This is a genomic window from Mucilaginibacter sp. BGA-UO-ETr-C110 (assembly GCF_059567985.1).
This window is the reverse complement of sequence record NZ_JCAQPB010000002.1, coordinates 4,700,840-4,726,278: the sequence shown is the minus strand read 5'-3', so window position 1 is coordinate 4,726,278 and position 25,439 is coordinate 4,700,840. Positions and strand designations below refer to the sequence as shown.

22 protein-coding genes are annotated in these 25,439 nt (G+C 43.8%); 18 read left to right on the top strand and 4 right to left on the bottom strand.

Going from position 1 to position 25,439, the window contains the following annotated elements; translation table 11 throughout:
* Nucleotides 1-23: 23 nt before the first annotated feature.
* The 16 genes from tkt to AC57BQ_RS20250 all read left to right on the top strand — a co-directional run bounded on the left by tkt (nucleotide 24) and on the right by AC57BQ_RS20250 (nucleotide 17,313).
* A complete protein-coding gene (gene tkt, locus AC57BQ_RS20325; RefSeq protein WP_496408002.1) occupies nucleotides 24-2,027 on the top strand; it encodes a transketolase in 2,004 nt (667 codons plus the stop codon).
* A 127-nt stretch (nucleotides 2,028-2,154) separates the two neighbouring features.
* On the top strand, nucleotides 2,155-2,862 hold the full coding sequence (gene rpiA, locus AC57BQ_RS20320) for a ribose 5-phosphate isomerase A (protein ID WP_496408001.1): 708 nt from the start codon (nucleotides 2,155-2,157) through the stop codon (nucleotides 2,860-2,862).
* 239 nt (nucleotides 2,863-3,101) lie between these two features.
* Complete coding sequence (gene tal / locus AC57BQ_RS20315) at nucleotides 3,102-4,199, top strand: transaldolase (RefSeq protein WP_496408000.1); 1,098 nt, start codon at nucleotides 3,102-3,104, stop codon at nucleotides 4,197-4,199.
* Nucleotides 4,200-4,206: 7 nt separating this feature from the next.
* Complete coding sequence (locus AC57BQ_RS20310) at nucleotides 4,207-4,833, top strand: HAD family hydrolase (RefSeq protein WP_496407999.1); 627 nt, start codon at nucleotides 4,207-4,209, stop codon at nucleotides 4,831-4,833.
* A gap of 121 nt (nucleotides 4,834-4,954) precedes the next feature.
* Nucleotides 4,955-6,376: an NADP-dependent phosphogluconate dehydrogenase gene (gnd, locus tag AC57BQ_RS20305; RefSeq protein ID WP_090470213.1), complete on the top strand. Its 1,422-nt coding sequence runs from the start codon at nucleotides 4,955-4,957 to the stop codon at nucleotides 6,374-6,376.
* A gap of 128 nt (nucleotides 6,377-6,504) precedes the next feature.
* On the top strand, nucleotides 6,505-6,858 hold the full coding sequence (locus AC57BQ_RS20300; RefSeq protein WP_496407998.1) for a four helix bundle protein: 354 nt from the start codon (nucleotides 6,505-6,507) through the stop codon (nucleotides 6,856-6,858).
* 51 nt (nucleotides 6,859-6,909) lie between these two features.
* Nucleotides 6,910-8,427 (top strand): glucose-6-phosphate dehydrogenase, encoded by a 1,518-nt coding sequence (gene zwf / locus AC57BQ_RS20295; protein WP_496407997.1) that lies wholly within the window; start codon nucleotides 6,910-6,912, stop codon nucleotides 8,425-8,427.
* 92 nt (nucleotides 8,428-8,519) lie between these two features.
* Nucleotides 8,520-9,251: a 6-phosphogluconolactonase gene (gene pgl / locus AC57BQ_RS20290; RefSeq protein ID WP_496407996.1), complete on the top strand. Its 732-nt coding sequence runs from the start codon at nucleotides 8,520-8,522 to the stop codon at nucleotides 9,249-9,251.
* 502 nt (nucleotides 9,252-9,753) lie between these two features.
* Nucleotides 9,754-10,653 (top strand): helix-turn-helix domain-containing protein, encoded by a 900-nt coding sequence (locus AC57BQ_RS20285; protein ID WP_496407995.1) that lies wholly within the window; start codon nucleotides 9,754-9,756, stop codon nucleotides 10,651-10,653.
* A 426-nt stretch (nucleotides 10,654-11,079) separates the two neighbouring features.
* Nucleotides 11,080-11,916, top strand: a complete 837-nt coding sequence (locus tag AC57BQ_RS20280) for an SDR family NAD(P)-dependent oxidoreductase (RefSeq protein ID WP_496407994.1) — start codon at nucleotides 11,080-11,082, stop codon at nucleotides 11,914-11,916.
* A 53-nt stretch (nucleotides 11,917-11,969) separates the two neighbouring features.
* Nucleotides 11,970-12,812, top strand: a complete 843-nt coding sequence (locus tag AC57BQ_RS20275) for an SDR family oxidoreductase (protein WP_496407993.1) — start codon at nucleotides 11,970-11,972, stop codon at nucleotides 12,810-12,812.
* 2 nt (nucleotides 12,813-12,814) lie between these two features.
* Nucleotides 12,815-13,057, top strand: a complete 243-nt coding sequence (locus AC57BQ_RS20270; RefSeq protein ID WP_496407992.1) for an Atu4866 domain-containing protein — start codon at nucleotides 12,815-12,817, stop codon at nucleotides 13,055-13,057.
* Nucleotides 13,058-13,198: 141 nt separating this feature from the next.
* A complete protein-coding gene (locus AC57BQ_RS20265) occupies nucleotides 13,199-14,071 on the top strand; it encodes a metallophosphoesterase family protein (RefSeq protein WP_496407991.1) in 873 nt (290 codons plus the stop codon).
* Between the two features lie 133 nt (nucleotides 14,072-14,204).
* On the top strand, nucleotides 14,205-15,827 hold the full coding sequence (locus AC57BQ_RS20260; protein WP_496407990.1) for an NADP-dependent glyceraldehyde-3-phosphate dehydrogenase: 1,623 nt from the start codon (nucleotides 14,205-14,207) through the stop codon (nucleotides 15,825-15,827).
* A gap of 205 nt (nucleotides 15,828-16,032) precedes the next feature.
* Entirely contained in the window at nucleotides 16,033-16,578 is a 546-nt protein-coding gene (locus AC57BQ_RS20255; RefSeq protein ID WP_090470236.1) for a peroxiredoxin, read from the top strand.
* A 150-nt stretch (nucleotides 16,579-16,728) separates the two neighbouring features.
* A complete protein-coding gene (locus AC57BQ_RS20250; RefSeq protein WP_496407989.1) occupies nucleotides 16,729-17,313 on the top strand; it encodes a carboxymuconolactone decarboxylase family protein in 585 nt (194 codons plus the stop codon).
* A gap of 265 nt (nucleotides 17,314-17,578) precedes the next feature.
* Here the strand turns inward: AC57BQ_RS20250 and AC57BQ_RS20245 are convergent, their stop codons facing one another.
* The 4 genes from AC57BQ_RS20245 to AC57BQ_RS20230 are packed head-to-tail and all read right to left on the bottom strand — an operon-like array spanning nucleotide 17,579 to nucleotide 22,221.
* A complete protein-coding gene (locus AC57BQ_RS20245) occupies nucleotides 17,579-19,126 on the bottom strand; it encodes a DHA2 family efflux MFS transporter permease subunit (RefSeq protein ID WP_090470242.1) in 1,548 nt (515 codons plus the stop codon).
* A gap of 5 nt (nucleotides 19,127-19,131) precedes the next feature.
* Complete coding sequence (locus tag AC57BQ_RS20240; protein ID WP_496407988.1) at nucleotides 19,132-20,193, bottom strand: HlyD family secretion protein; 1,062 nt, start codon at nucleotides 20,191-20,193, stop codon at nucleotides 19,132-19,134.
* A 26-nt stretch (nucleotides 20,194-20,219) separates the two neighbouring features.
* The gene (locus tag AC57BQ_RS20235; RefSeq protein WP_496407987.1) at nucleotides 20,220-21,596 is read right to left on the bottom strand and encodes a TolC family protein; all 1,377 of its coding nucleotides are present in this window, start codon (nucleotides 21,594-21,596) and stop codon (nucleotides 20,220-20,222) included.
* Nucleotides 21,574-22,221, bottom strand: coding sequence for a TetR/AcrR family transcriptional regulator (locus AC57BQ_RS20230; protein WP_496407986.1), 648 nt, complete (start codon nucleotides 22,219-22,221; stop codon nucleotides 21,574-21,576). The genes AC57BQ_RS20235 and AC57BQ_RS20230 overlap by 23 nt, the downstream gene beginning before the upstream one ends.
* 252 nt (nucleotides 22,222-22,473) lie before the next feature.
* Here AC57BQ_RS20230 and AC57BQ_RS20225 point away from each other — a divergent pair, with 252 nt between their 5' ends.
* Nucleotides 22,474-24,930 carry a PIG-L family deacetylase gene (locus AC57BQ_RS20225; RefSeq protein ID WP_496407985.1) on the top strand — a complete coding sequence of 819 codons (2,457 nt, stop codon included), beginning with the start codon at nucleotides 22,474-22,476 and terminating at the stop codon, nucleotides 24,928-24,930.
* Nucleotides 24,931-25,380 carry a hypothetical protein gene (locus AC57BQ_RS20220; protein ID WP_496407984.1) on the top strand — a complete coding sequence of 150 codons (450 nt, stop codon included), beginning with the start codon at nucleotides 24,931-24,933 and terminating at the stop codon, nucleotides 25,378-25,380.
* Nucleotides 25,381-25,439: the final 59 nt, after the last annotated feature.

Here is a 25,439-nt window from a genome sequence, read left to right as displayed (position 1 = left end):
AATCATACAACACCGAATTAACAATGGAAAATTCTAAGGACATTGAAAAATTGGCGATAGATACCGTAAGGGTATTATCGGCCGATGCAGTACAAAAAGCAAACTCTGGTCACCCGGGAACCGCGATGGCTCTTGCACCAATGGGGCACGTTTTATGGACAAAGTTTTTAAACTACAATCCTAAAAACCCTGATTGGGCAAACCGCGACAGGTTTATCCTTTCGGCAGGGCACGCCTGTATCTTACAGTACAACTTTTTGTATTTAACGGGGTATGATCTGAGTTTAGATGATATTAAACAATTCCGCCAGCTCAACAGCAAAACCGCCGGTCACCCGGAATATGGTTTGGCTCCGGGTGTTGACGTTACTACCGGTCCGCTGGGACAAGGCTTTGCTAATGGTGTAGGTTTTGCCATAGCGCAAAAACATTTGGCAGCACGCTATAACAAACCAGGTTTCGACCTTTTTAACTATAATATTTATGCGATCACCAGCGATGGCGACATGATGGAAGGTGTAACATCAGAAGCCGCATCACTGGCAGGTCATTTACAACTGGGTAACCTTATTTACCTGTATGATGATAACCACATCTCCATAGAAGGCAGCACCGACATTGCTTTTAACGAAGATGTAAGCGCCCGTTTCCGTGCATACGGCTGGCAGGTGCAGGAAGTATCAGACGTGAATGATACCCATGCTTTAGAGCTGGCTTTGATCAACGCTAAATCAGAAACACAAAAACCATCATTGATCCGTGTTCGTTCATTGATCGCTTATGGCAGCCCAAATAAATCGGGTACTGCAGGTTCACACGGTTCGCCGCTGGGTGCCGATGAAATTAAACTGGTGAAACAATTCTTTGGTTTCGACCCAGAAAAATCATTCAACGTACCTGATGAAGTATTAAAATACTACCACGAAAAAGGTGCTAAAGGCGAAGGCAAAGAAGAAAAATGGAACAAGCTATTTGCCGACTATAAAGCCAAATACCCAGAACTGGCTGCCGAATATGAAGCCGCCTTTAAAGGCGAGCTGCCAGCCGGCTGGAAAGATAAATTGCCGGTATTTAAAGGCTCTGACCCTAAAATGGCAACCCGCCAGGCATCTGGTAAAGTATTAAACGCCATCGCCTCAAGTCTGCCTAACCTGATCGGTGGCGCGGCGGATCTGGCACCATCAACAGAAACTAACCTGAAAGAATATACTTCATTTACTTCTGAAGACAGGCATGGCCGTAACTTCCACTTTGGTATCCGTGAGCATGCCATGGGTTCGGCTTTAAATGGTATGTCGTTAACCAAAGGCTTGCTGCCGTTTGGCGCTACCTTCCTGCAATTTTCTGATTATATGCGTCCGCCGATCCGTTTGGCGGCCATCATGAAAATCAGCCCGATATTTGTTTACACCCATGATAGTATCGGTTTAGGTGAGGATGGTACAACCCACCAGCCTGTTGAGCACTTATCAACATTACGTGTAATCCCTAACGTAACGGTTATCCGCCCGGCTGATGCTAACGAGTCTGCTCATGCGTGGCGCGTAGCTATCGAGAAAAAAGGTGGCCCAACTGTATTGATATTCACCCGCCAGGCATTGCCTATCCTTGATCAGGATAAATATGGTAAAGCCAGCGATCTGGAAAAAGGCGCTTACATCGTATCAGAAGGCAGCAAAGGCCCGGATCTGATCCTGATAGCTACCGGCTCTGAAGTATCATTGATTATGCAGGCCCAGGAAAAACTGGAAGCAGAAGGTATCTCTACCCGTGTGGTAAGTTTCCCATCATGGGAACTGTTCGAGAAACAGGATGCCGCTTATAAAGAAAAAATATTACCAAAAGCAAGCCGCAAACGTTTGGCTGTAGAAATGGCATCCCCAATGGGCTGGCATAAATACACTACCGACGAAGGCGATATGCTGGGCATGACCACCTTTGGCGAGTCGGCACCGGCAGAAGACCTGTACAAACACTTTGGCTTTACGGTTGATAACGTAGTGGCCCGCGCTAAGGCGTTGTTATAGTGCTTTAGTATCAAGTAGCTAGTATCAAGTATCAAGAAAATGTTTTACATCTTGATATTTGGTACTAGTTAAAAGGACAATGAAAAGTCTTGATACTTGATACTAGCTACTTGATACTAATTAAAATATGGATTGGAATAGCAATTTAATCACAAACCTGGAATGGTCGTCGGAGATCACCCACATTAGCGGTAAGCAAAAGGTGGCCGATGAAATTGCCGCGAAGGTTAAGGACGGTGACATCCTGGGCGTAGGCTCGGGCTCAACCGCTTACCTGGCCCTCGTTGCTATAGCCAAGCGGATAAAGGAAGAAAAGCTGAACGTAAAGGCCATCCCTACATCGCTGGAGCTATCCATGTTTTGCAGCAAGCTGGGCGTGCCTTTAACTAGCCTTTACGAAAACAAACCCGACTGGCTGTTTGATGGTGCCGACGAGGTTGACCCTAACAACAGTTTGATCAAGGGTCGCGGCGGGGCTATGTTCAAGGAGAAACTGCTCATCAGCTCGAGCAAGGTAAGCTATATTATTGTTGACGATTCGAAAATGGTAACTAAATTAGGCTCGAATTTTCCTGTTCCGGTTGAGGTATTTCCGCAGGCCTTGTTGTATGTAGAAAAAGAACTGCAGCAACTGGGTGCCAACAGCATCCTGCTTCGCCCTGCAAAAGGTAAAGACGGACCGATAATTACCGAGAACGGCAACATGATACTGGATTGCAAATTTGATGAGATCGGCAGCACAATGGAGCGGGATATCAAATCCATCACCGGCGTTATTGAAAGCGGGCTTTTTATAGGCTACAACCTGCAGATTTTGATGGCTTCGAATACTTAGCAAAAGGAGACGCAATTATGCGTCCCTACGTTTGATTTTTGTTGTAGAGATGCATAATTGCGTCTCCTATACATGAGGAGATCAAACAATGATACTCAGGTTACCTATTTTACAATATAAATTAGGAACTTTAACTTATCAATACAAATGCAGGCGGTTTGGGAGGTAAAACCGCCATATGCACAAATAATACATCTGCCTCGTTAATTAAATAGTGAACTTTAAAACAACCTAATAAAATGGCAACTAATAATGTAAAGCAAATACATAGTTTCGGACAAAGCATCTGGCTTGATTTTATTGATCGTGAGATCATGGCATCCGGAAAGTTAAAAAAACTGATCGACGAAGATGGCGTTAGAGGCGTAACCTCAAACCCGGCCATTTTTGAAAAAGCCATCACCAGCAGCTCCGATTATGATAACGATATTGTAGAGCTGTCAAAAACTACTGACGACAACGAACAGCTGTTTTTTGGTCTTGCTGTAAAAGATATTCAACAGGCAACCGACCTGTTTAAAGGTATCTACACCGAATCGAACAAAGTAGATGGTTATGTGAGCCTGGAAGTTTCTCCGTTTTTAGCTTTGGATACCGAAGGTACAGCCAAACAAGCCGAAGAGCTTTGGAAAAAAGTTGACCGTAACAATGTGATGATCAAAATTCCGGGAACTCAACCTGGTTTAGCGGCTATCAGACAGTCAATCGCCAAAGGTATCAACATCAACGTAACCTTATTATTTGGTTTAGAGCGTTATGAAGCTGTTACCGAAGCCTACATTTCTGGTTTAGAGGATCATTTGGCTGCAGGTCATGAAATCGCTCATATTGCATCAGTAGCCAGTTTCTTCCTGAGCCGTATCGACGTTATTGTTGATCCGTTGCTGGAAGCTAAAGGCGAAAAAGACCTGGTTGGTGAAGTAGCTATCGCTTCTGCTAAAAAAGCATACGAAATTTACAAAAGAGTGTTCAGCACCGAAAGATGGAAAAAACTGGCCGCTAAAGGCGCTCAGCCACAACGTTTGCTTTGGGCAAGTACCGGCAGCAAAAACCCTGCTTTCAAAGACACCAAATATGTAGAGGCCCTTATCGGTCCGGATACTGTGGATACCGTTCCTTTGGAAACAGTTGACGCTTTCCGCGATCATGGTATTGCTGCAAACACACTGGAAGGTGGTTTGGATAAAGCAACCGCTACTTTGGCTAAACTAAAAGATCTTGGAATTGACCTGGACGCCATCACCCAGCAACTGGAAGACGAAGGCATCGAAAAATTCAACAAGCCGTTTGAAAAATTATTAAACGCTATCGAGGAGCAAAAAAGCAAAGTAAGCTAATTGCCCCATGGAAGCAGCAAATATTAAAATCCTCTTTTTTGACGTTGGTGGCATTTTGCTCACCAACGGCTGGGGGCGCGATTCGCGTAAGCTTGCCTGCGAAAAATTTGGTCTTGATCAGGCCGAAGTAAACGAGCTGCACAATTTCATTTTCAACGTATACGAAATTGGCAGTATCACGCTTGATCAATACCTGGATACGGTAGTTTTTAACCATCCGCGCGATTTTGTTCGTGAGGATTTTAAGGAGTTCATGTACGCCCAATCTGTTGAACTGGGCGAAACACTGGCCTGGCTTAAAGAGTGGAAAAAAGACTGCGGTTTCCGTATCATATCGCTTAACAACGAAGGCAAGGAGCTGAACGATTACCGGGTTAAAAAATTCAAACTTCATGAGTGCTTTGATGCTTTTGTATCATCGTGCGAGGTTAAAATGCGCAAGCCCGATCCGGGTATCTGGCAGTTGGGTTTGGGCATAGCCCAGGCTTCGCCGCAGCAATGTGTGTATTTTGACGATCGTATCATGTTTGTGAATACAGCCCAGAAACTGGGGATCCACTCGTTCCAGCACGCCGACTTCGAGACCACCAAAAAAATATTAGAAGATCTAAAAAAAGAAAATGGAGGTCATTAAGCCTCACCCTGCCCTCTCCAAAGGAGAGGGTTCAAAAGTATGAAGTCAAAGTCCTCTCCTTTGGAGAGGATTTAGGTGAGGCCAAATAACTAACATTGAACCAATAAACTAAAACAATAAAATGAGCGCAACAAACGATAAATATGCTTTCGGTATGATAGGCCTGGGCGTTATGGGCCGCAGCTTGCTGCTGAACATGGCCGACCATGGTTTTGCAGTAGCCGGGCATGATAAAGATGCCGCTAAAGTAGCATCACTGAACGATGAAGCCGGCGACCGTGCCGCCAAAGGATTTGGAGATGTAAAAGAATTTGTCCAGAGTTTAACTACACCGCGTGCCATCATGATGCTGGTACCGGCAGGTAAAATTGTGGATAGTGTAATTGAAGAACTAACTCCACTATTGGAGAAAGGCGATATATTGATCGACGGCGGTAACTCGCACTTTACCGATACCAACCGTCGTGTAGAAGAACTGGAAGCTATTGGCCTGCATTTCTTTGGCATGGGTGTTTCTGGTGGCGAAGAAGGCGCGCGTCGTGGCCCGAGCATGATGCCGGGTGGCGATAAAGATGCCTACAACGTAATGAAGCCTATTTTTGAGGCCATTGCTGCCAAAGTTGATGGCGTACCTTGCGTAACCTATATTGGTCCGGGTGCATCTGGTCACTTTGTTAAAATGGTACACAACGGTATTGAGTATGGTATTATGCAATTGATAGCTGAAACCTATGAGATCCTGAAAAAAGGCTTAAAACTCCACAACGACGAGATCGGTAAAATTTTCGCCGAGTGGAACGAAGGCAGGCTGCAATCATTCCTGCTGGACATTACCAAAGATATTTTCAAATTCAAAGCGCCGGGAACCGATCATTTATTGTTAGATGATATTAAGGACGAAGCCCGTGCCAAAGGTACCGGTAAATGGACATCACAAGTAGCTATGGACCTGCAGGCTCCTATCCCTACAGTAGATACCGCGGTATCTATGCGCGACCTTTCAAAATACAAACAACTGCGCGAAAAAGCCGCAAAGCTTTACGCTAAAGATGCGATAGTACTTGATGGCGACAAAGCCGAGTTGATAGCAGCTTTAGAGCAGGCATTCTATTTCACCATGATCATCAGCTACGCGCAGGGCATGCATTTGCTGTCAAACGCGTCGGCAGAGTATAAATATGATCTGCACCTGGGCGAAATTGCCAAGATCTGGAGAGGCGGTTGTATCATCCGTTCAAAATTCCTGAACGATATATTTAAAGCTTACGAAAAAGATGCTAACCTGGAACACCTGCTGTTGGATTCCAACGTACAGGCGATAGTGGAAAGCGTAGTACCGGGCATCAGAAAAGTATTATCAAAAACTATTGCTGCCGGGGTAGCTGCACCAGCCTACGCTGCATCATTAAGTTACTTTGATGCTTTCCGCAGTGCAAGGATGCCATCAAACCTGATCCAGGCTCAGCGCGACTATTTTGGCGCGCACACCTATGAGCTGATCGGTAAGGAAGGCACTTTCCATACACAATGGGCAGCGGAATGAATTAGTATCAAGTATCAAGATTTTTATGTGCTATAAATGCCGTTTTAAGAGTCGCGATACTTGATGCTAACTGCTTGATAATCAGTACGAATAAATAAAGAGAGTTAATATCAAGTATCAAGACAGGAATGCATAATTTCAAGGAACTGAAAGTATGGAAAGCAGGGATCGAAATATCAAAAATTGTGTTTCAACTATGCAAAACTTTACCTTCCGAAGAAAAATATGGATTGATTTCCCAAATGATACGCTCGGCTATTTCAATACCTTCTAATATTGCCGAAGGTTGCGGAAGAAGATCGGATAAAGAGTTATACCACTTTTTAAGTATAGCATTAGGATCTTCCTTTGAATTGGAGACGCAATTGATTATTGCTAAAGAATTTAACTATATAAGCCAGGAAAAACTGGATGAAACCAGTACAATAATTACAGATATACAGAAAATGGTATATGGCTTGCAAAAAAGCCTCGCCACTTAAAAAAAGTCGTGATACTTGATACTAACTACTTGATACTAAGAAAAAACAACAATGAGCACACAAACTAAATCAGATCCTACTATATTCATCATTTTTGGTGGCACGGGGGATTTAAATTCACGGAAAATTGCGCCGGCCCTGTATAATCTATTTTTAGATGGATGGCTGCCAAAACAATATTCCATTATAGGTACCGGTCGTACCAAATTGACCGACGAGCAATTCCGCGAGAATTTGCATAACGATATCAACCAGTTTTCGCGCAGCGGTAAAGTTGACGAGAAAAAATGGGCCGACTTTGTAAATAACATCTATTACCAGGTATCAGATGCCAACGATTTTGAAACCTACAAAGAGTTTGGCAAACGTATCGAAAAACATAACGCCGACTGGAAAGCTAAAGCCAACGTTATATTTTACCTGGCTGTAGCGCCAAACTTCTTCCCGATTATCGCCTCAAACATATCAAAAGCCAAATTGGCCGATGATAAAAAGCGTGTGAGGATCATCATCGAGAAACCATTCGGTCACGATCTGGAAACCGCCAAAGAGCTGAACAAACTATTGTCGGGTATTTTTGACGAATCACAGATCTATCGTATCGATCATTACCTGGGTAAAGAAACCGTTCAGAATATTATGGCTTTCCGCTTTGCAAACTCGATCATGGAGCCGCTGTGGAACCGTAACTATATTGAGCACGTACAGATCTCGGTGACTGAGCAACTGGGTGTGGAAGAACGCGGTGACTATTATGATGGGTCTGGCGCTATGCGCGATATGATCCAGAATCACCTGTTGCAATTGCTTTGCCACGTAGCCATGGAGCCACCGGTGAGCTTTAATGCCGACGAAGTGCGCGACCGTAAGGTTGATGTATTAAAAGCCATGCGCAGGTTTGGTCCTGACGAAGTGCGTAACTCGGCCGTTAGGGGCCAGTACGGCAGCGGCTGGATGAAGGGCAAAGAAGTTCCCGGCTACCGCGAAGAACCAAAAGTTAACCCGGAATCAAACACCGAAACTTTTGCCGCCATCAAATTTTTTATTGATAACTGGCGTTGGCAGGGTGTGCCGTTTTACCTGCGTACAGGTAAACGCATGCACCAGTCCTCATCTGTTATTACCATCCAGTTTAAGGATGTACCTCACCTGATATTCCCAACTGAAGCCGCCGAAAGCTGGCAGCAAAACAGGCTCATCATCAGCATACAGCCAGAAATGAGCATCCGTTTACAAGTGCAGGCCAAACGCCCGGGAATTGATATGGTGCTGAACGCTGTGGATATGGTGTTTGACTATAAAGGAACCTATACCAACCAGGCTCCCGAAGCTTATGAAACGCTGATACTGGATACCATGCTGGGCGACCAAACCCTGTTTATGCGTGGCGACCAGGTAGAAGCTGCATGGGAACTGGTTATGCCGATCCTGAGCACCTGGCAAAATAAAAAGAGCCTGAATTTCCCTAACTATTCTGCCGATTCATGGGGACCGGAAGCCGCCGAAGCACTTATCGCCCGAGACGGATTTACCTGGTTCACCCTGCCGGTAAATGGGAAGAAAAGTTAATATAAGTAATTTGAAAATTTGAAGATGTGCCAATTTGAAAATTGAATGGTTCATTTTCAAATCTTCAAATTGCCAAATTTTCAAATTGATATATGAAATTAAATATTTCTAATACTGCCGACGAAGTACTAATTGCCCTGGCAGATTATTTTGTTAAAACAGGTAACGAATCTATCGCCGCGAGGGGTAAATTCACTGTAGCTTTATCGGGCGGTAGCTCACCAAAAAAATTGTATGAGCTGCTGGCATCTACTTCCTACGCCGACCAGCTGGACTGGGAAAAGGTATTTTTCTTTTTTGGCGATGAGCGTAACGTACCTCAGGATCATAAGGATAGTAATTACCTGATGGCTAAAAAGGCCCTGTTTGAGCCTTTGCTCATTAGTCCGGCCAATGTGTATGCTGTTGATACCACTTTTGAACCGGCAGAAGCCGCGTCCAAATACTGGACCCTCATCAGCACCTTTTTTGATGAGGATGAGCCAAATTTCGACCTGATATTATTAGGCCTGGGCGATAATTCTCACACAGCTTCCTTATTCCCGCATACACCGGTATTGCATGATACTAAACCTGGTGTAAAAGAAGTTTGGCTGGAAGATCAGCAGGTATGGCGCATTACGCTGAATGCTCCGCTGATCAACGAGGCACGCTACATCGCGTTCCTGGTTTATGGTGAAGGTAAAGCTATCGCGGTACACCACGTATTGGAAGATGCCGAAGATATTGAAGAATACCCGGCCCAACTGATCGATTCCATCGCCGGCGAAACCCTTTGGTTTTTAGATGAAGCCGCAGCTGCCAATCTGGAAGAACAGGAGTAATTGCAGTCTGAAATCAATAAAAGAATAATGTAGAGACGCATCACATGCGTCTCTTTTTTTGTGCGAAAAATATACTTGCGCTCGTTTGCAACGAGTGCTTATTGTGGAGCGGCGATTGCATCGCCATAGCGTTTTAAACGCAAACCCATGTTAAGCACTCGTTGCAAACGAGCGCAAGGTTGATTTCATAAAAATCCAACAGCCCCGTGCGATTCCTTCCCTCGGGAAGGGGAGGAAGGGGTTTCGCAAACAAATAATCTCCCGACATACCAAACGGATCGGTTTGTGATTTCTAAAATATCCTGACCCTGATCTCAACTCATCAAAACCTCACTAAAACTGTGTTAAAATTTGTTTAAAAGTGTTAAATGGCCTGTTTTTAAACAGGTTTCGGAGATAAAGTGGCTCAAAAAGTGTTAAAATTTGTTAAAATACAGGGTCAAAATGACCTTGGGTAGACAATGCTGATTTGTGCCTGTGTTTGAATTTTGTAACTTTGGGTATGGCAACAGAAACACTCGAAGATTTTTACAAGAACAAATTTGACTGGCTGCCCGATAACCTGCAGCAAAACATAGGTCACTTTAACGTTTTCAGGATTGAGGACTGCATTGGCCCCAACGCCAAACCGGTTACCTATAGCCGCAGGAGCTTTTATAAGATCAGTTTGATGCGTGGTGAAAACATTATCCATTATGCCGATAAAAGCATTACGCTGTCGGGCACTTCGCTCATGTTTTTTAGTCCGCATGTGCCCTATACCTTTGAGAATATGTCTGATGATCGTACGGGTTTCTTCTGCATTTTTACCGAAGCTTTCTTTACTGAACGTTTCCGGGGTGGTCTGGGCGAACTGCCGATGTTTGCCCTGGGTGCCAAGCCTGTATACAGCCTGAATGATGACCAGGACCGTTATGTGACCGGATTGTTCACCAAAATGATGGATGAAATAGGCTCCGATTACGATTTTAAGTACGACCTGATCCGCAATTACGTGACCGAAGTGGCCTATTATGCCCTCAAAACCCAGCCATCAGAAAATGTATATAAACACGCCGATGCCAAAAGCCGCATCACCTCGGTGTTTACCGAGTTGCTGGAGCGTCAGTTCCCTATAGAAAACCCGGCACAGCGGTTTGCCCTGCGCTCGGCTAATGATTTTGCCCAGCGCCTTTCCGTACACGTAAACCACCTGAACCGTGCTATCCGCGAAACCACCGGCAAAACCACCACCGATCATATTGCCGATCGTTTGCTGAGCGAAGCCAAATCGCTCCTCAAACACACCGACTGGAATATATCAGAAATAGGCTATTGCCTGGGTTTTGAAGAGGCTACGCATTTCAATAACTTTTTTAAGAAACAAACCCAACTTACGCCATCGTCATTCAGGAATGTTTAATTCCAAACGCGGTATAGTTGACTCATCTGGCCATCGCTTTTTAATACACGCGTCATTGCGAGGTACGAAGCAATCTCTATGCTATACAGGGCCGATCTGTAAGTCGGGGATTGCTTCGTACCTCGCAATGACGCGTGGAGAGAAAAGTTTTACCCTCTTTCCGCCGCAGGCGAAGAGAGGGTCGCCCAGCGAAGCGCAGGCGGGGTGAGTCGTCTCCGATATGTGATTTTGAATTGCTGTTATTCGCTTGTTTTCATGCGCGCAATTCGTTATATTTGTTATAACCTCGCTGTATATCCCTCTCCAAAGCAAAAGTAAAACACCATCACAAAATCAAAATGTTTGAATTTTGTAACCATTGGTTTGATTAGCGTAATGCACAGGCCTGCTTGGTAACCTAACTTTGTTCTATCAATTAGAACAAAAATGGACAACAACAAAAAAGTATGGTTTATTACTGGTGCCTCCAAAGGATTTGGGCTCAGTTTAGTTAAACAATTACTGGATGCTGGTCAGCTTGTTGCCGCCACCTCCAGGAATCAAGAGGAGTTAATAAAAGCAGTTAACACCCAAAACAATAATTTTTTACCGCTACAGGTTGATCTGGTAAACGAAGCCAGTGTATCCCTGGCCCTGCAGCATACCTATGAATTTTTTGGTCAGATAGATGTAGTGATCAATAATGCCGGCTATGGTATAGGTGGCGCTATCGAAGAATTGACCGATAAAGAAACCCGCCAGGCATTTGATGTCAACGTATTTGCCACCCTCAATGTGATCAGGTTTGTGATGCCTTATCTGCGTAAGCAACGGTCGGGCCATATCATTAACATATCCTCAATTGCAGGAATTGCTCCGGGTACAAGTTTTGCTATTTATAGCGCCGCTAAATACGCCGTCGTTGGTTTATCAGAAGTGCTTGCGGCAGATGTAAGATCGCTTGGTATTAAAATTACCGTAGTAGCCCCTGGTGCCTTCAGGACTAATTTCCTGACATCTGATTCGCTGAGCCTTACCGAAAATCCAATAGCTGATTATGTGGATGTACGGGAAACTCATGCCCAATACCTGAAAATGGATGGCGAGCAGGCCGGCGATCCGGAAAAAGCTGCCGCGTCTATCATTAAAGTAGCTGGTTTAGAAAACCCACCGCTGTATTTGCTGTTAGGTGGCGATGCTTACAACCGGGCTTTAAGTAAATTAGATTCGCTGTATAAAGAGATCCATGAGTGGGAAGACCTTACCTGCTCAACCGATTTTTAATAATATGCTATCAACCCTGTATCTATCTATAAAAACATCTAAAAATTAAAAAAATGAGCAATAATAAAGTTTGGTTTGTAACTGGCGCCTCCAAAGGTCTGGGACTCTCCTTAGTAAAGAAATTATTAAACGAAGGCTACCGTGTAGCTGCAACCTCCAGAAACCTGAGCGATCTGAGCAAAGCGGTTGATAACCATAGCGATCGGTTTTTGCCGCTGGCCGTGAATATCAAAAACGAAGAAAGCGTGCAGGAAGCCATTGAATTGACTGTAAGCACCTTTGGTAAAATTGATGTGGTGGTTAACAATGCCGGTTATGGACTTATAGGCGGCCTGGAAGAATTAACCGACCAGGAAGCACGTGATAATTTTGAAGTGAACGTGTTTGGTTCCTTAAACGTGATCCGCAAGGCATTGCCTTATCTGCGCGAGCAGCAATCGGGCCATATCCTCAATATATCATCAATAGGTGGTTTTACAGGCAGCTTTCCTGGTTTCGGCATCTATTGTGCTACCAAGTTCGCAGTGAATGGCTTTTCAGAATCGCTGGCCGAAGAAGTAAAACCATTTGGTATTAAAGTAACCATTGTACAGCCGGGTTATTTCCGCACCAGTTTCCTGTCAGAAGGCTCATTGGTAGCGCCGAAACACCAGATAGATGCTTACCAGAATGTGCGCGCTTCGCAAAACCTGCACCAGAACGAATTGGATCAGCAACAAGCCGGAGATCCGGATAAAGCAGCAGAGGCTATGATTGAAATTGTAAATGCAGAAAACCCGCCGGTTAATTTGTTTTTGGGCGAGGATGCCTACAATGCGGCAAATAATAAAATAGCTGCGGTTCAAAGCGATCTGGAAAACTGGAAAGAATTAACAGCCTCAACTGCAATAGTATAAATATGGAAAAGGATCAACATATAGGCGTTTGGGTAACAAGTGATGGTTACATACGCCATGAGTTATTACCAAACGGCCGTTATGTTGAGGGGCGTGGTAATAGGAAGGTAGCCTACACCGGTTTTTACAGCATCAGGGGCAGGCATATCGAATACCTCGATGATACAGGCTTTACCGCCGACGGTGATTTTGACGGTAACATATTTTACCACGCCGGTATGGTTTTGTATAAAGAATCGGCTTAAAAGCCCGGCCATGCCGGGCTTGCCATTGTGCTAAAGAATTGTATTTAATATGGTATCTTCATAAAAGGTATCATATTAAGGTACAAGCCAAACAGCATGATCAAATGGCGTAACTTCTGTGTATATGTTCTATGGCTGGGTATGATAACTCCAATTCAGGCCCAGGAGAAAAAGCCGGTTATCGCTTTTGTGAGTGATACGCAGGCCCCTCTGTTGATCGAGCACGTGATCCGCAAACTACATCACAATACCAGGGCAACAGAGCTCATTTTTCAGGACATTATGAATACCCATCCTTCAAGCTTATTTATACTGGGCGATGTGGTATCATTAGGCTATCAAAACAGCAAATGGCGAAAAATGGATGCCTATCTCCGGGCGTGTAAGCAAAATCATATCCCCGTTTATGCCTTGCTTGGTAATCATGAGCTCATGTTCAACGCGCGTAAAGGAGCCGCGCAATTTCAGTCGAGATTCCCGATGCACGATCCTGCCGGCTATGTAGAGATTGTTGACTCTGTAGCCGTGGTTTTGCTGAATTCGAATTTTAATAAAATGCCGGATTCCCTGATCAACAAGCAGGATAATTGGTACACCCACACCATGCGCCATTTAGACCAGGACGAAGCGGTAAAATGGGTGATCGTTGGTTGCCACCATTCTCCTTATACCAACAGTAAAGTAGTAGCGCCATCAGAGTTGGTACGTCAAAAATTTGTTCCTGCTTTTGTAAATTCGAAAAAGGGGGTTCTTTTTCTCTCGGGCCACTCACATAATTTTGAACATTTTACCCAGCAGGGTAAAGATTTCCTGGTGATTGGTGGCGGGGGCGGCCCTCATCAACCCCTGTCCCGTAAGGAGATAACACCGGATATTTCGGCTAAATATAAGCCCCAATTTCATTATTTAGAAGTAGAACGCTATCATGATTCTGTAAAGGTTGTTTCGCGACAGTTAAAAAATGATTTTTCGGGTTTTACTGATGGATTAACTTTTTATGTGCATCACTTTTGATAAATAGATAGATTAATACACCGTTGTTAAGGTTTAAATTATGAAATTGGTAATAATGCATGTCATCTCTAAAAAGGTTTGCTAATGAAAGCTGGCTTTTTTTACCTTTATGAAAATCTAACCCCAATATAATATGAGTTTTCAAGACCAGATCAGTTCGATATTTGTGGAGGAAAGCCAGATACCGGCCGAATTCCAGATAACAGAAGTGCATCAGCGTGAATACCTGTGTGATGGAGAGATGAAGCCCTGGAACGGGCCCGTGACCGAAGTGTATTCTCCTGTTTGTTTCCCCGGCCCGGATGGGTTTAAACGCAAGCTAATAGGCACTTATCCTATTTGCACCGAAACAGAAGCCAACGATGCCCTGGAGGCAGCCATTACCGCCTACGATAATGGCCGTGGCGAGTGGCCTACCATGAGCATTGATGGCCGCATCAAATGCATGGAGCGTTTCATCTATAAAATGATTGAACAGCGCAGCCTGGTGGTAAAGCTCCTGATGTGGGAGATCGGTAAATCATATGGCGATTCGGCAAAGGAATTTGATCGCACCATCGAGTACATCAACGCTACTATTGATGCTTTGAAAGCGCTCGACCGCAAATCGTCCCGCTTTGAAATGGCCGAAGGTTTAATTGCCCAGATCCGCCGTTCGCCCCTGGGTGTGGTGCTGTGTATGGGGCCGTTCAACTATCCGCTTAACGAAACTTTTACTACCCTGATCCCCGCCCTTATTATGGGCAATACCATTTTATTTAAACCACCAAAGCATGGCACGCTGTTGCACTACCCGCTGTTAAGGGCCTTCCAGGAATCGTTCCCTAAAGGTGTGGTGAATACGGTTTATGGCCGTGGTGCTGTGGTTACCCCAGGGCTGATGCAAACCGGTAAAGTAAATGTGCTGGCTTTTATCGGCTCCAGTAAAGTGGCTAACGACTTGAAAAAGCGTCATCCTAAAATAAACCGTTTACGGGCGGTGTTAAGTCTGGATGCCAAAAACGCGGCCATCGTCACCAAAAATGCCGATCTGCAACTGGCTGTGAGCGAATGTGTTTTAGGCGCGTTGTCATTTAACGGACAGCGTTGTACAGCTATCAAAGTAATATTTGTACATAAAGATATAGCCGATGAGTTTTTAAAACTACTGAGCGAGGCTGTATCCAAACTGAAATTTGGTTTACCATGGGATAAGGACGTAAAACTTACTCCAATGCCTGAGCCGAATAAGGCTGAGTCGCTGACAGAAATGGTGGACGATGCCATAGCGCATGGCGCGAAAATTATCAATGAAAATGGCGGCGAAAGCGTGGCTTCGTTCTATTACCCGGCTATAGTTTACCCGGTGAACGAGAAAATGAAGCTGTATCGCGAAGAACAGTTTGGCCCGATTATTCCGGTTATTCCATTTGAATCGATAGAAGAACCTATTGAATATCAGATCGATTCGCCGCACGGTATGCAGGTGAGTATATTCAGTAACGATGCCCAGGAAATCTCATCACTGATAGATCCGTTTGTAAACCTGGTAAGCCGAGTGAATATCAACTGCCAGTGCCAGCGCGGGCCTGATGTGTTTCCGTTTACGGGCCGTAAAGACAGTGCCGAGGGTACCCTTTCGGTATTTGACGCGCTGCGGGCATTCTCCATACGCTCATTGGTTGCTACCAAACTGAACGAAACCAATAAACAAATTATCAATGAAATTGTGAACGGCAGCGATTCCAATTTCCTGAGTACTAAGTTTATATTGTAGCGCATTTTTATATTCGTAAAAAGCGGCGCTCCAGGCGTCGCTTTTTTTATGAAATGGGAATTTTTTACAGGATATATTAATGAACAAATAAAAAGTATATCAATAAATGTAATGTATAAATAAAATCTATGAGACATAGATTTTAAGAATGGATCGCACACTCTAAAAGTTCTATATTTGCGGAAATAATAAAAAAAGAGCTAATATGTTAACGATAGGACAAAAATTCCCTCAATTTTCTAAAACTGCTGTAGTAAGTCTTGAAAAAGGTAAAGAGTTTGAAACACTAACTTCTGAGTACCTGGTAAATGACGATAACGTGTGGACTGTAATGTTCTGGTGGCCAAAAGATTTCACTTTTGTGTGCCCAACAGAAATTGCTGAATTCAACAAAAACTATGGTGAGTTCCGTGATCGTGAAACCCGTTTAATTGGTGCTTCTACAGATTCTGAATTTGTGCATGCTGCCTGGAGACGTGATCATGATGATTTGCGCGATCTGAAATTCCCGATGCTTGCTGATACTTCAAAATCATTGGCAGAAGACCTGGGTATATTAGAGCCAACCGAAAAAATTGCCTACCGTGCTACTTTCATTATCGATCCTACCGGTATCATCCGCTGGGTATCAGTTAACGACTTAAGCGTTGGTCGTAATGTTAAAGAAGTTTTACGTGTACTTGATGGGTTACAAACAGATGAGCTTTGCCCTTGCAACTGGGAAAAAGGACAAGAAACGCTTACCGTTTAATACCCCTATTATACTATATGTCCCCGTGCAGAAAATTTGTGCGGGGATTTTTTATACAATTAATATAAGCTGAAAGCTTAAGGCACAAAGCCAAAAGCCTTCAAAACAACCAGCTTTAAGCCTTCGGCTTTGAGCTTTAAGCACAAAAACATGAACGAAAGTACCGAAGTGATCCAGGAACTGCTGGAAAGTATTGGAATAGATAAAAACTACAGAACAGAGGCCCTTACCTTGTTGGAAAAAGGCGAATCGCGTTACCTGCGTGATCTGAAGCTGAACTTTACAAGCACCCTTACATCGGCCCATTTAACAACTAAAGAGTGTGCCCTGCTGGGATTAAGCACCGCTGTTAATAATAATAACACAGCGCTTACCGTGTTTTTTACTAAATATGCCCAGGAGCAGGGTGCCGACGCTGCTGAAATAGCCGAAGCGGTTGGTTGCGCCTCTTTACTGGCATCGAACAATGTATTCTACAGGTTCAGGCATTTTACCCAGAAAGAGAAATATACCCAGATCCCGGCCCGTATCCGCATGCAGCTGATGATGAAACCGGTAACAGGTAAGGAGTTTTTTGAATTAATGAGCCTGGCCATATCCGCGGTTAATGGTTGCGAGATGTGTGTGAATGCCCATGAGGATTCATTAATAAAATTAGCCACTACCGAAGAGCGTATTTTTGACGCTGTACGTATTGCATCACTAATAACATCAACCGGGAAGCTAATTTTTTAAGTTTCCGGATAGAATTTTCACAAAAAAAAGACATGAGATTTACAAATTTCATGTCTTTTTCATAAATTATGCGTAATTGCTTAATTTAATTTGCGTTTGTTAATTAAAAACTTCTAAATTTATACCTAAGATTAAACGCCCCCTTGATCTGCAAAATCTTTTCATAAAGCAAAGTGTTGACAGGGGGCAGTACTTAAATTTTAATTGTTAATTTTTTTTGGGGAAAGCCGTTCCTGGTAATAGAGGAACGGCTTTTATCATTTTATTAATGCGCGTCTACCGGCATTTTAACAGCCTTTTTAAACGGCTGCAGGTACAGCAGTGGTATCGAGAACAACATCACTAAACCTGATATCCAGTAGGCATCATCATAAGTTAAGAGTAATACTTGCTTGGTAACGGCGCCTTCTACCGCTCCATAAGCCATACGGGTAGCATCTATCAATGAATGTCCCTTAGCCATAAAACCATGCAGATATGTATTAAACCGGTCGGTAAACGCCGGGTTGGTAGCCGTAACGTTGGTTAAAAGGTTATTACGGTGTACACCCTGCCTGATGTGGATAATAGTAGTAAGGGTAGCAATACCAAATGAACCGCCTAACTGGCGCATCATATTGTTTAAGCCGGTTCCCTGACCAACTTCCGGACCTTTCAGATCGGCAATGGCCAGCGTGGTTAACGGTACGAATAATAAAGCCATACCTACACCGCGTATAACCAGTGGGATAAAAAAGTTTCCTGTACCCATGGCCAATGTAGAGTTACTTAGCATGGTGGTGAACACAAAGAACAGGAACATACCCGCGGTTGCCATAAACTGAGCAGGGATACCTTTATTAAGCATCTTACCTATAAATGGCATCATGATGATAGTACATAAACCACCCGGAAACAGGATCTCGCCTGTTTGCTGTGCCGTAAAGCCGAGCAGGTTCTGACAAAATACCGGGAACACGAATACCGATCCATATAATCCGAAACCGAGTATAAAGGAGGTAAACATCCCTACGGCAAAGCTCCGGTGCCTTAATATGGAAAAGTTTACTATCGGGTAATCTATGCTCATTTCGCGCCATATAAAAAGGATCAATCCTAATACGGCCGAAATAGTAAGTACCGTTATATAAGGTGTGGCAAACCAATCTTCCGACTCACCTTTTTCTAATATGGTTTGTAAACTACCTACTGCAACTGCCAGCAGGCCAATACCCCACCAGTCAACAGGTTTCCCTTTCTCGTCCTTAGGCGTCTCGCGTACAAAGGTGTAGGCGAAGAATGCGGCAAGGGCACCCACGGGTATATTTACATAAAATATCCAGCGCCATGAGGAATGGTCGGTGATGTAACCACCAATAGTAGGCCCTACAGTAGGTCCTACCACCGCGCCTAAACCAAATAACGCGGTAGCTGTACCAATCTGTTCGCGCGGCCAGGTCTCGATCAGGATGGCCTGTGAGGTTGATATTAAACCCCCACCTGCTATACCCTGTAATATCCTGAACAATACCAGCTCATTTAAGTTGGTTGCGTTACCGCATAAAAACGAGGCAATGGTGAAAACGATAATTGATGTTATAAAGTAGTTTTTACGCCCGAAACGGCTTCCCAGCCAACCTGACATAGGAAGCACAATTACGTTTGCTACAGCATAACCGGTAACTACCCAGGCAATATCCTCCAGTGTAGCGCCAAGGTTACCCTGTATATCGGGCAGCGATACGTTCACGATCGTGGTATCAATAAGCTCCAGTAACGAAGCTATGATAACCGTGATGGTGATGATCCATTTTTTAAAGCCTGTTTCAGCCATGTTATTTATCCTTTAATTACAGACACCTTTACGCTCATTCCCGGGCGTAATTTTTCAAGGGTCGCTTTATCAGCGTTTATTTTTATTTTAACAGGAACGCGTTGTACAACCTTTACAAAGTTACCGGTAGCGTTATCCGGTGGCAGTAAAGAGAACTTAGCACCTGTAGCAGGCGAAAAGTTATATACAGTACCTTCCAGCTTCAGATCAGGGAAAGCGTCAACTTCGATGTCAACTTTCTGACCGCTTGCCATGCCATTCAACTGTGTTTCTTTAAAGTTGGCAGTGATGTACAAGCTGTTATCGTTAATGATCGAGAACAGTGTTTGTCCGGCCTGTACTAATTGACCCAATTGGATGCTTTTTTTAGATACCAGGCCACCAGCTGGTGCTTTAATGGTGGTGTAAGTTAATTGCAGTTTAGCAAAATCAATGTCAACCTGCTTTTGAGTTACACCGGTGTTGGTTACCTTTAACTGGCTGCGTGTAGTACCAATTTGTTCCTGAGCTGATTTGTATTGATCTTGTGAAGCGCGTAGGTTAGCTTTAGCTACGTCCAGATCAGATTTAGCCTGATCAAATTGTTGCTGGGTTACAGAACCATCTTTTACCAGGTTGGCATAACGGTTGTAATCCTTTTGTACTTTATCTAAACGGGCAACATTTGATGCAACCTGTGCTCTTGCGCTTGATGAGTTGGCCTCGGTAGCATAGATCTGTGATTGATTTACGTTAATGCCGGCGCTTGCACCTACCTGGGCAGCTTGTGCTTGCTCCACTTTAACTTTATAGTCGCGGTCATCTATCTTAACCAGTACCTGGTTAACGTTCACGTGGGTGTTCTCTTCAAAATAGATCGAATCAACATAGCCACCTACGCGGGCAACAACCGGGCTGATATCGCCATCGATCTGCGCGTCATCGGTATCAATGTGTTTACCGAAATATATATATTCTTTGATCCCGAAAATGATACCGCCAATAAGTAATACGCCTAATATGATAGGGATAACTTTATTCGGTTTCTTTTTAGGTGTTTGTTCCTGTGTTTCGTGTTCCTTTGCCATTGTATATAGTATTGATTGGTTTAGTATTATTGTTTGTTAATTTTTCCAGTTGATTTTAATAGGGTATAGTAAGCAAGACCTGCATCGGCTTTAGCCAGTTCCAGGTTGATCTGGGCCTGATACAGCAATGTTTCGGCATCGGCACGGTCTGTGGCTGATGATATATTGCTCTTATATTTCGATTCCAATATTTTATTGTTTTCGCCTGCCTGCTCAATGGCTACCTGTAAAAGTTTGATCTTGTTTAAAGCCGAAGTGTAGTTCTGGTAATCCTGGTTCACTTCGTTTTTGATCCGATCAACCGAGATACTTTTGTTAATAACAGTTTGTTCGCGCTCTATTTTAGCTTCGGTAACCTTGTTTTTGTTGCTCCATAATGAGCTAAAGCTCCATGACAAGGTTAAACCACCTGTTAGCGGTGTAATATAGTTGCCGCTTTTTGGGATAGGGTTGATATTGGCATCTACATAATATCCTGCAACTGATGCGGCCAGTGTAGGCAGTGTATTTCCTTTGATGCTTTTAATGTTTGTTTCGGCCACTTTAGTACGCAGGTCAAACTGCTGCAGTTCTGGCCTGTTGGTCATGGCTGTATCCAGGTAGTTGCTTAATGGAGCAATCTGTCTGTCAGCTTCAGTGATCTGGGCTATGTTTAGCTGGGTACCTTCGGGTAAACCTAACAACACATTTAAGCTGTAGTTAACAATGCGGCGGTTGGTTTCCAGATCGATGCCGTTAAGCTCAATATTTGACCTTTGCAGCTGGAAACGCAGCACATCGTTTTTAGTAACCAGACCCTGGTCAAAAAATCTTTGCGCCTGTTTTATCTGCGCGTCAACAGTGGTTAAGTTTTGGGCAACTACTTTTTTGCTTTGTAATACTTTATACAAGCTGTAGTAGGAGCTGATAATGTCATAAACGATCTGATCTTTATCATTCACCACATCCAAACGGGCAACCTGGGTTAACAGGTCTGTTGATTGACGGGCGTACTTGAGCTTGTTACCTTCAAAAATAGTTTGATTTAAGGTCAATATACCCAGGTAAGCATCGGCCCGGTTTGGTAAGCTAAAGCTTTCGGCCCCTAAGGCCAGCCTGTTTGCCGGAATCTCAGCATGGGTGTAGCCATAGCTTATTTTACCGGTTGGTAACGACTGGTCTTTAGCCTGGTTGTATTCAGAAACGGCCTGGTCAATTTTTGATTGCGAAAGCTTTAAAGTCTTGCTGTTGTCCAGACCAAGTTTTATAGCCTCATCCAGGGTGATGGTTCTGTCCTGCGCATTTGCTGTTCCCACAAATAGCGAAGCTGTTATTACAAACGTAATAGCATACAGGCAGAAGGGGTGCACTGCATTAAACAGTGATAGGTGGTTGGGGTTTTTATTTAGAGTTGTCATTTTCATTAACTAAATACGCTTTTAAAAGGTTCTTTAAATATTTTTTGATACGAGGCTTAAATTGTTCTTCCAACACTTTTTCGTCCTGTATATCGTACCCCAGCATGGTTGATGACATGAGCGGGGTATTCAGAATGAAATTTTTGGTTCCGTAAAGCGTGGATACTACCATTTGCATGTCGGTATCTTTACGAAATTCTCCATTATCTATTCCTTCCTGCATTATTCTGAACAGTTCCGATACGCTTTTCATCAGTATGTTACGTATCTTTTCGGCAAGCTCTGTGCGGCGGTTCATGGTCAATTCCTGGTATAGCAATTTCTGAAAACAATTATTGTTCACTACCCGGTCGCCATAGATCTCGATATATGATTCTATTTTCCCCCAGGAGCTGATGCTTTCGTCGTTACCTAAAATTTGCAGTATATTTTGAAAATAGGTGATCTTACGTTCAATAACTGCAAGGAATAAACCTTCTTTTGAACCAAAATAATAATTGAGCATGGCCATGTTCACACCGGCTTCGCCCGAGATCATCCGGGTGGAAGCGCCGTCAAAACCCATCTCTGAAAACACGCGCTCGGCAACGTCCAGGATATGGTCTTTTTTATCTATCTTATCTTTGTCCATTTTCTTTTAACGGCACAAAATTAATCAAACGATTGATTAATGCATAGCGATTGGGGGCGAAAAGCTAATCAACTGATTAAGATTACTCATGAATGACAGATTTGTTTTACTAATCAGCAGAAATTTTAGGTTATTGCAGCAATTATGGTTTGTCTGTTATCCTTTTGAAATATAGCGCATTCCATATTTATGCAATGTTATATTATTGATATAAAGATAATAAATTTCCATCTTTCAAATATATTTGCCAGCATGAAGCGGATAAACCTCATTACCATCTTTTTATACCTTTCTACCATCGTATCAGCGCAAACTTCGCCACCGGCCGATCTGGGTGCCATACAGCAAAATTTTAAAAAGCTCAATACACTGGGCAGTGTGCTGTATATAGCCGCTCACCCCGATGACGAGAATACCCGTTTGTTGGCTTACCTGGCCCAGGAAAAACATTACCGTACCGGTTATCTTTCCTGTACACGTGGTGATGGCGGGCAAAATTTGATTGGAAATGAACAAAGTGAACTTTTAGGATTGATACGCACACAGGAGCTGCTGGCTGCCCGCCGCATTGATGGTGCCGAACAGTTTTTTACCCGTGCCAATGATTTTGGCTTTTCAAAAGGTCCCGAAGAAACGCTGAAAATATGGGATAAAGAGAAAGTACTGGGCGATATGGTTTGGGTGATCCGCAAATTCAGACCCGATGTAATGATCTGCCGTTTCCCTACAACCGGCGAAGGTGGTCATGGGCATCACACCTCATCGGCCATACTGGCGCAGGAGGCATTTACAGCCGCGGCCGATCCTAAACGTTACCCCGAGCAATTAAAATATGTGCAACCCTGGCAGGCCAAACGCCTGTTATGGAATACCTTTAGTTTTGGTAGTGTGAACACTACCGCGGCCGATCAATTTAAAATTAATGTAGGCGTTTACAACTCCATTTTAGGTAAAGGCTATGGTGAAATTGCTGCCGATAGCCGCAGTAACCATAAAACGCAGGGCTTTGGTTCGGCCAAACAACGCGGTGAGTTTTATGAATATTTTAAAACCATTCTGGGCGATGCCCCACAAAACGACCTGATGGACGGCGTTAATACTACCTGGAAACGGGTAAAGGACGGTGAATCTATTGGCGCGGCCATCGGCATCATCAACAGGGATTTTAATGCCGAAGCTCCTGAAAGATCGGTACCGGCATTGGTGCAATTGTTAAACCGCGTTGAAAAAGTATCAGATATGTACTGGCGCGTACAAAAAACCAAAGAGTTGAGCGAACTGATTGCCGCTTGCTCGGGCTTATGGTTTGAGGCTTATGCCTCTGAGCCAACCTACGCCCTTGGCGATAAGATCCAGGTACGCGCCCAGGTGGTCGACAGGTATAGCAACAGGGTAAAGATCAACAGTATCGCTTTTCAAAACAATGTTTCCAACCTGAACAGCCAGGTGATCCCGGCCAATCAGCAGCAAACATTTGAGCAAAGCGGTATTGCCGATAAACTGACCCAACCTTACTGGCTGGAAACCCCGCACAGTATAGGTGCCTACAACCTCCCCGATGAAACATTGGCCGGTAATCCCGAGAACCCCGACCTGCCCAAAGTTGATTTTGAGTTTATTGTTGAAGGCAAGCCGGTACATTTTGAACGCAGGCTGCTATATAAATATGTCGACCCGGTGAGGGGCGAGGTTTATCAGCCGTTGGAAATTACACCACCGGTTACCGCCAATATCGAAAACCAGGATTATATTTTTAATTCGCAGCAGGAACAGTTGGTTCAAATAAAATTAAAAAGCTTCACGGCGGCTACCGGCGATATCAGTTTAAAACCTATTGCCGGCTGGAAGATTGATCCCAAAAAAATTGAGTTTAGCGGGAAAAATAAAAATGACGAATGGACGGTGTCTTTTACCATTGCGCCAACAGATAATAAACCCCGCACCAATAATTTACAGGCCTTGGTAGCGGTAAATGGAAAAACCTTTTCGCTGGCTTTGCGTCGCATCCGATATGATCACGTACCGGCCATTACGCTGTTCCCGCCCGCCGAAACGAGGCTGGTAAATCTCGACCTGAAAATAGCAGGTAAAAAAATAGCTTATATTACAGGAGCCGGCGATCTGATGCCCGAAGCCCTGCGCCAGGTGGGCTATGATGTTCACCTGCTTTCGGAGAGTGAGATCATGAATGCCGATCTTTCTGTATACGATGCTATTATTACCGGGGTGCGTGCCTATAACGTGAACGAGCGCCTCGCGTATGAGCAAAGTCGCCTCATGGATTATGTTAAAAATGGCGGTAACTTATTGGTGCAGTATAATAATAACTCGGGTTTGGTTGTAAAACAGATTGGTCCATACCCATTCCGGGTAGTAAACCAAAGAGTTACCGACGAGGATGCTGAAGTAACCATATTGGATAAGCAAAGCCCGGTGCTTAACTATCCCAATAAAATTACCCAGGACGATTTTAAAGGCTGGATACAGGAACGAGGCTTGTATTTTGTAAGCGATATCGACCCGCAATACAAAGCTGTTTTACAGATGAACGACAAAGGCGAGCAACCCAATAACGGATCATTAATAGTGGGCGATTATGGCAAAGGGCGTTTTGTATATACTTCCCTGGCATTTTTCAGGGAAGTACCTGCCGGTGTACCGGGTGCCTATCGCTTGTTTATTAATTTGTTGAGCCAGCCGAAAAAATAGATGAGGTATATAATTGGTGTTTGTTTATCTCTATTACTTTTAGGCAGTTGTGCTGGCGGTTCAGCTATAAAAACAGTAAACGTTTTTATAGATCCCGCAAAAAGCGGCTGGTATTTCATTAGTTTGGATAAAATACCATCATTGAAAGATGGGGGAATAGACAGTATTAAATTTAAAGACTCAACTCGGATGGGTTTGGTTAAGATTAAAGATCTGAATTTAACCAAGTTTGTTCCCTATGATTATCATGGAAATATGATATCTGAAAGGCTTAAGCTTGTAGGAGTTAAGACAATTGCAAAGGATACCGTTTTTTTTGAGTTTTATAACCCGACACAAGAAGAACTGCAAAACATCAAACAATGGAACGCTTCAGATGACCGGGCATTTAAAATTACACTCAATGAAAATGCGGAGCTTCATAAGCAATGGGTTAGGTTTAAACACTAAACCAATTGCAAAGCAAGTCAGGAAATCAAAGTAGTAGATTTGAAACTTACGAAGTTTCA

Bases quoted from the DNA above. Each gene is read 5' to 3' on its own strand.
- AC57BQ_RS20280 (WP_496407994.1), top strand. From the start codon at position 11,080: ATGGACAACAACAAAAAAGTATGGTTTATTACTGGTGCCTCCAAAGGA.
- AC57BQ_RS20275 (WP_496407993.1), top strand. From the start codon at position 11,970: ATGAGCAATAATAAAGTTTGGTTTGTAACTGGCGCCTCCAAAGGTCTG.
- AC57BQ_RS20225 (WP_496407985.1), top strand. From the start codon at position 22,474: ATGAAGCGGATAAACCTCATTACCATCTTTTTATACCTTTCTACCATC.
- AC57BQ_RS20240 (WP_496407988.1), bottom strand. From the start codon at position 20,193: ATGGCAAAGGAACACGAAACACAGGAACAAACACCTAAAAAGAAACCG.
- AC57BQ_RS20235 (WP_496407987.1), bottom strand. From the start codon at position 21,596: ATGAAAATGACAACTCTAAATAAAAACCCCAACCACCTATCACTGTTT.
- AC57BQ_RS20265 (WP_496407991.1), top strand. From the start codon at position 13,199: ATGATAACTCCAATTCAGGCCCAGGAGAAAAAGCCGGTTATCGCTTTT.
- AC57BQ_RS20220 (WP_496407984.1), top strand. From the start codon at position 24,931: ATGAGGTATATAATTGGTGTTTGTTTATCTCTATTACTTTTAGGCAGT.
- gnd (WP_090470213.1), top strand. From the start codon at position 4,955: ATGAGCGCAACAAACGATAAATATGCTTTCGGTATGATAGGCCTGGGC.
- AC57BQ_RS20230 (WP_496407986.1), bottom strand. From the start codon at position 22,221: ATGGACAAAGATAAGATAGATAAAAAAGACCATATCCTGGACGTTGCC.
- pgl (WP_496407996.1), top strand. From the start codon at position 8,520: ATGAAATTAAATATTTCTAATACTGCCGACGAAGTACTAATTGCCCTG.
- AC57BQ_RS20270 (WP_496407992.1), top strand. From the start codon at position 12,815: ATGGAAAAGGATCAACATATAGGCGTTTGGGTAACAAGTGATGGTTAC.
- AC57BQ_RS20255 (WP_090470236.1), top strand. From the start codon at position 16,033: ATGTTAACGATAGGACAAAAATTCCCTCAATTTTCTAAAACTGCTGTA.
- AC57BQ_RS20260 (WP_496407990.1), top strand. From the start codon at position 14,205: ATGAGTTTTCAAGACCAGATCAGTTCGATATTTGTGGAGGAAAGCCAG.
- AC57BQ_RS20245 (WP_090470242.1), bottom strand. From the start codon at position 19,126: ATGGCTGAAACAGGCTTTAAAAAATGGATCATCACCATCACGGTTATC.
- AC57BQ_RS20285 (WP_496407995.1), top strand. From the start codon at position 9,754: ATGGCAACAGAAACACTCGAAGATTTTTACAAGAACAAATTTGACTGG.
- tal (WP_496408000.1), top strand. From the start codon at position 3,102: ATGGCAACTAATAATGTAAAGCAAATACATAGTTTCGGACAAAGCATC.
- AC57BQ_RS20310 (WP_496407999.1), top strand. From the start codon at position 4,207: ATGGAAGCAGCAAATATTAAAATCCTCTTTTTTGACGTTGGTGGCATT.
- zwf (WP_496407997.1), top strand. From the start codon at position 6,910: ATGAGCACACAAACTAAATCAGATCCTACTATATTCATCATTTTTGGT.
- rpiA (WP_496408001.1), top strand. From the start codon at position 2,155: ATGGATTGGAATAGCAATTTAATCACAAACCTGGAATGGTCGTCGGAG.
- AC57BQ_RS20250 (WP_496407989.1), top strand. From the start codon at position 16,729: ATGAACGAAAGTACCGAAGTGATCCAGGAACTGCTGGAAAGTATTGGA.
- AC57BQ_RS20300 (WP_496407998.1), top strand. From the start codon at position 6,505: ATGCATAATTTCAAGGAACTGAAAGTATGGAAAGCAGGGATCGAAATA.
- tkt (WP_496408002.1), top strand. From the start codon at position 24: ATGGAAAATTCTAAGGACATTGAAAAATTGGCGATAGATACCGTAAGG.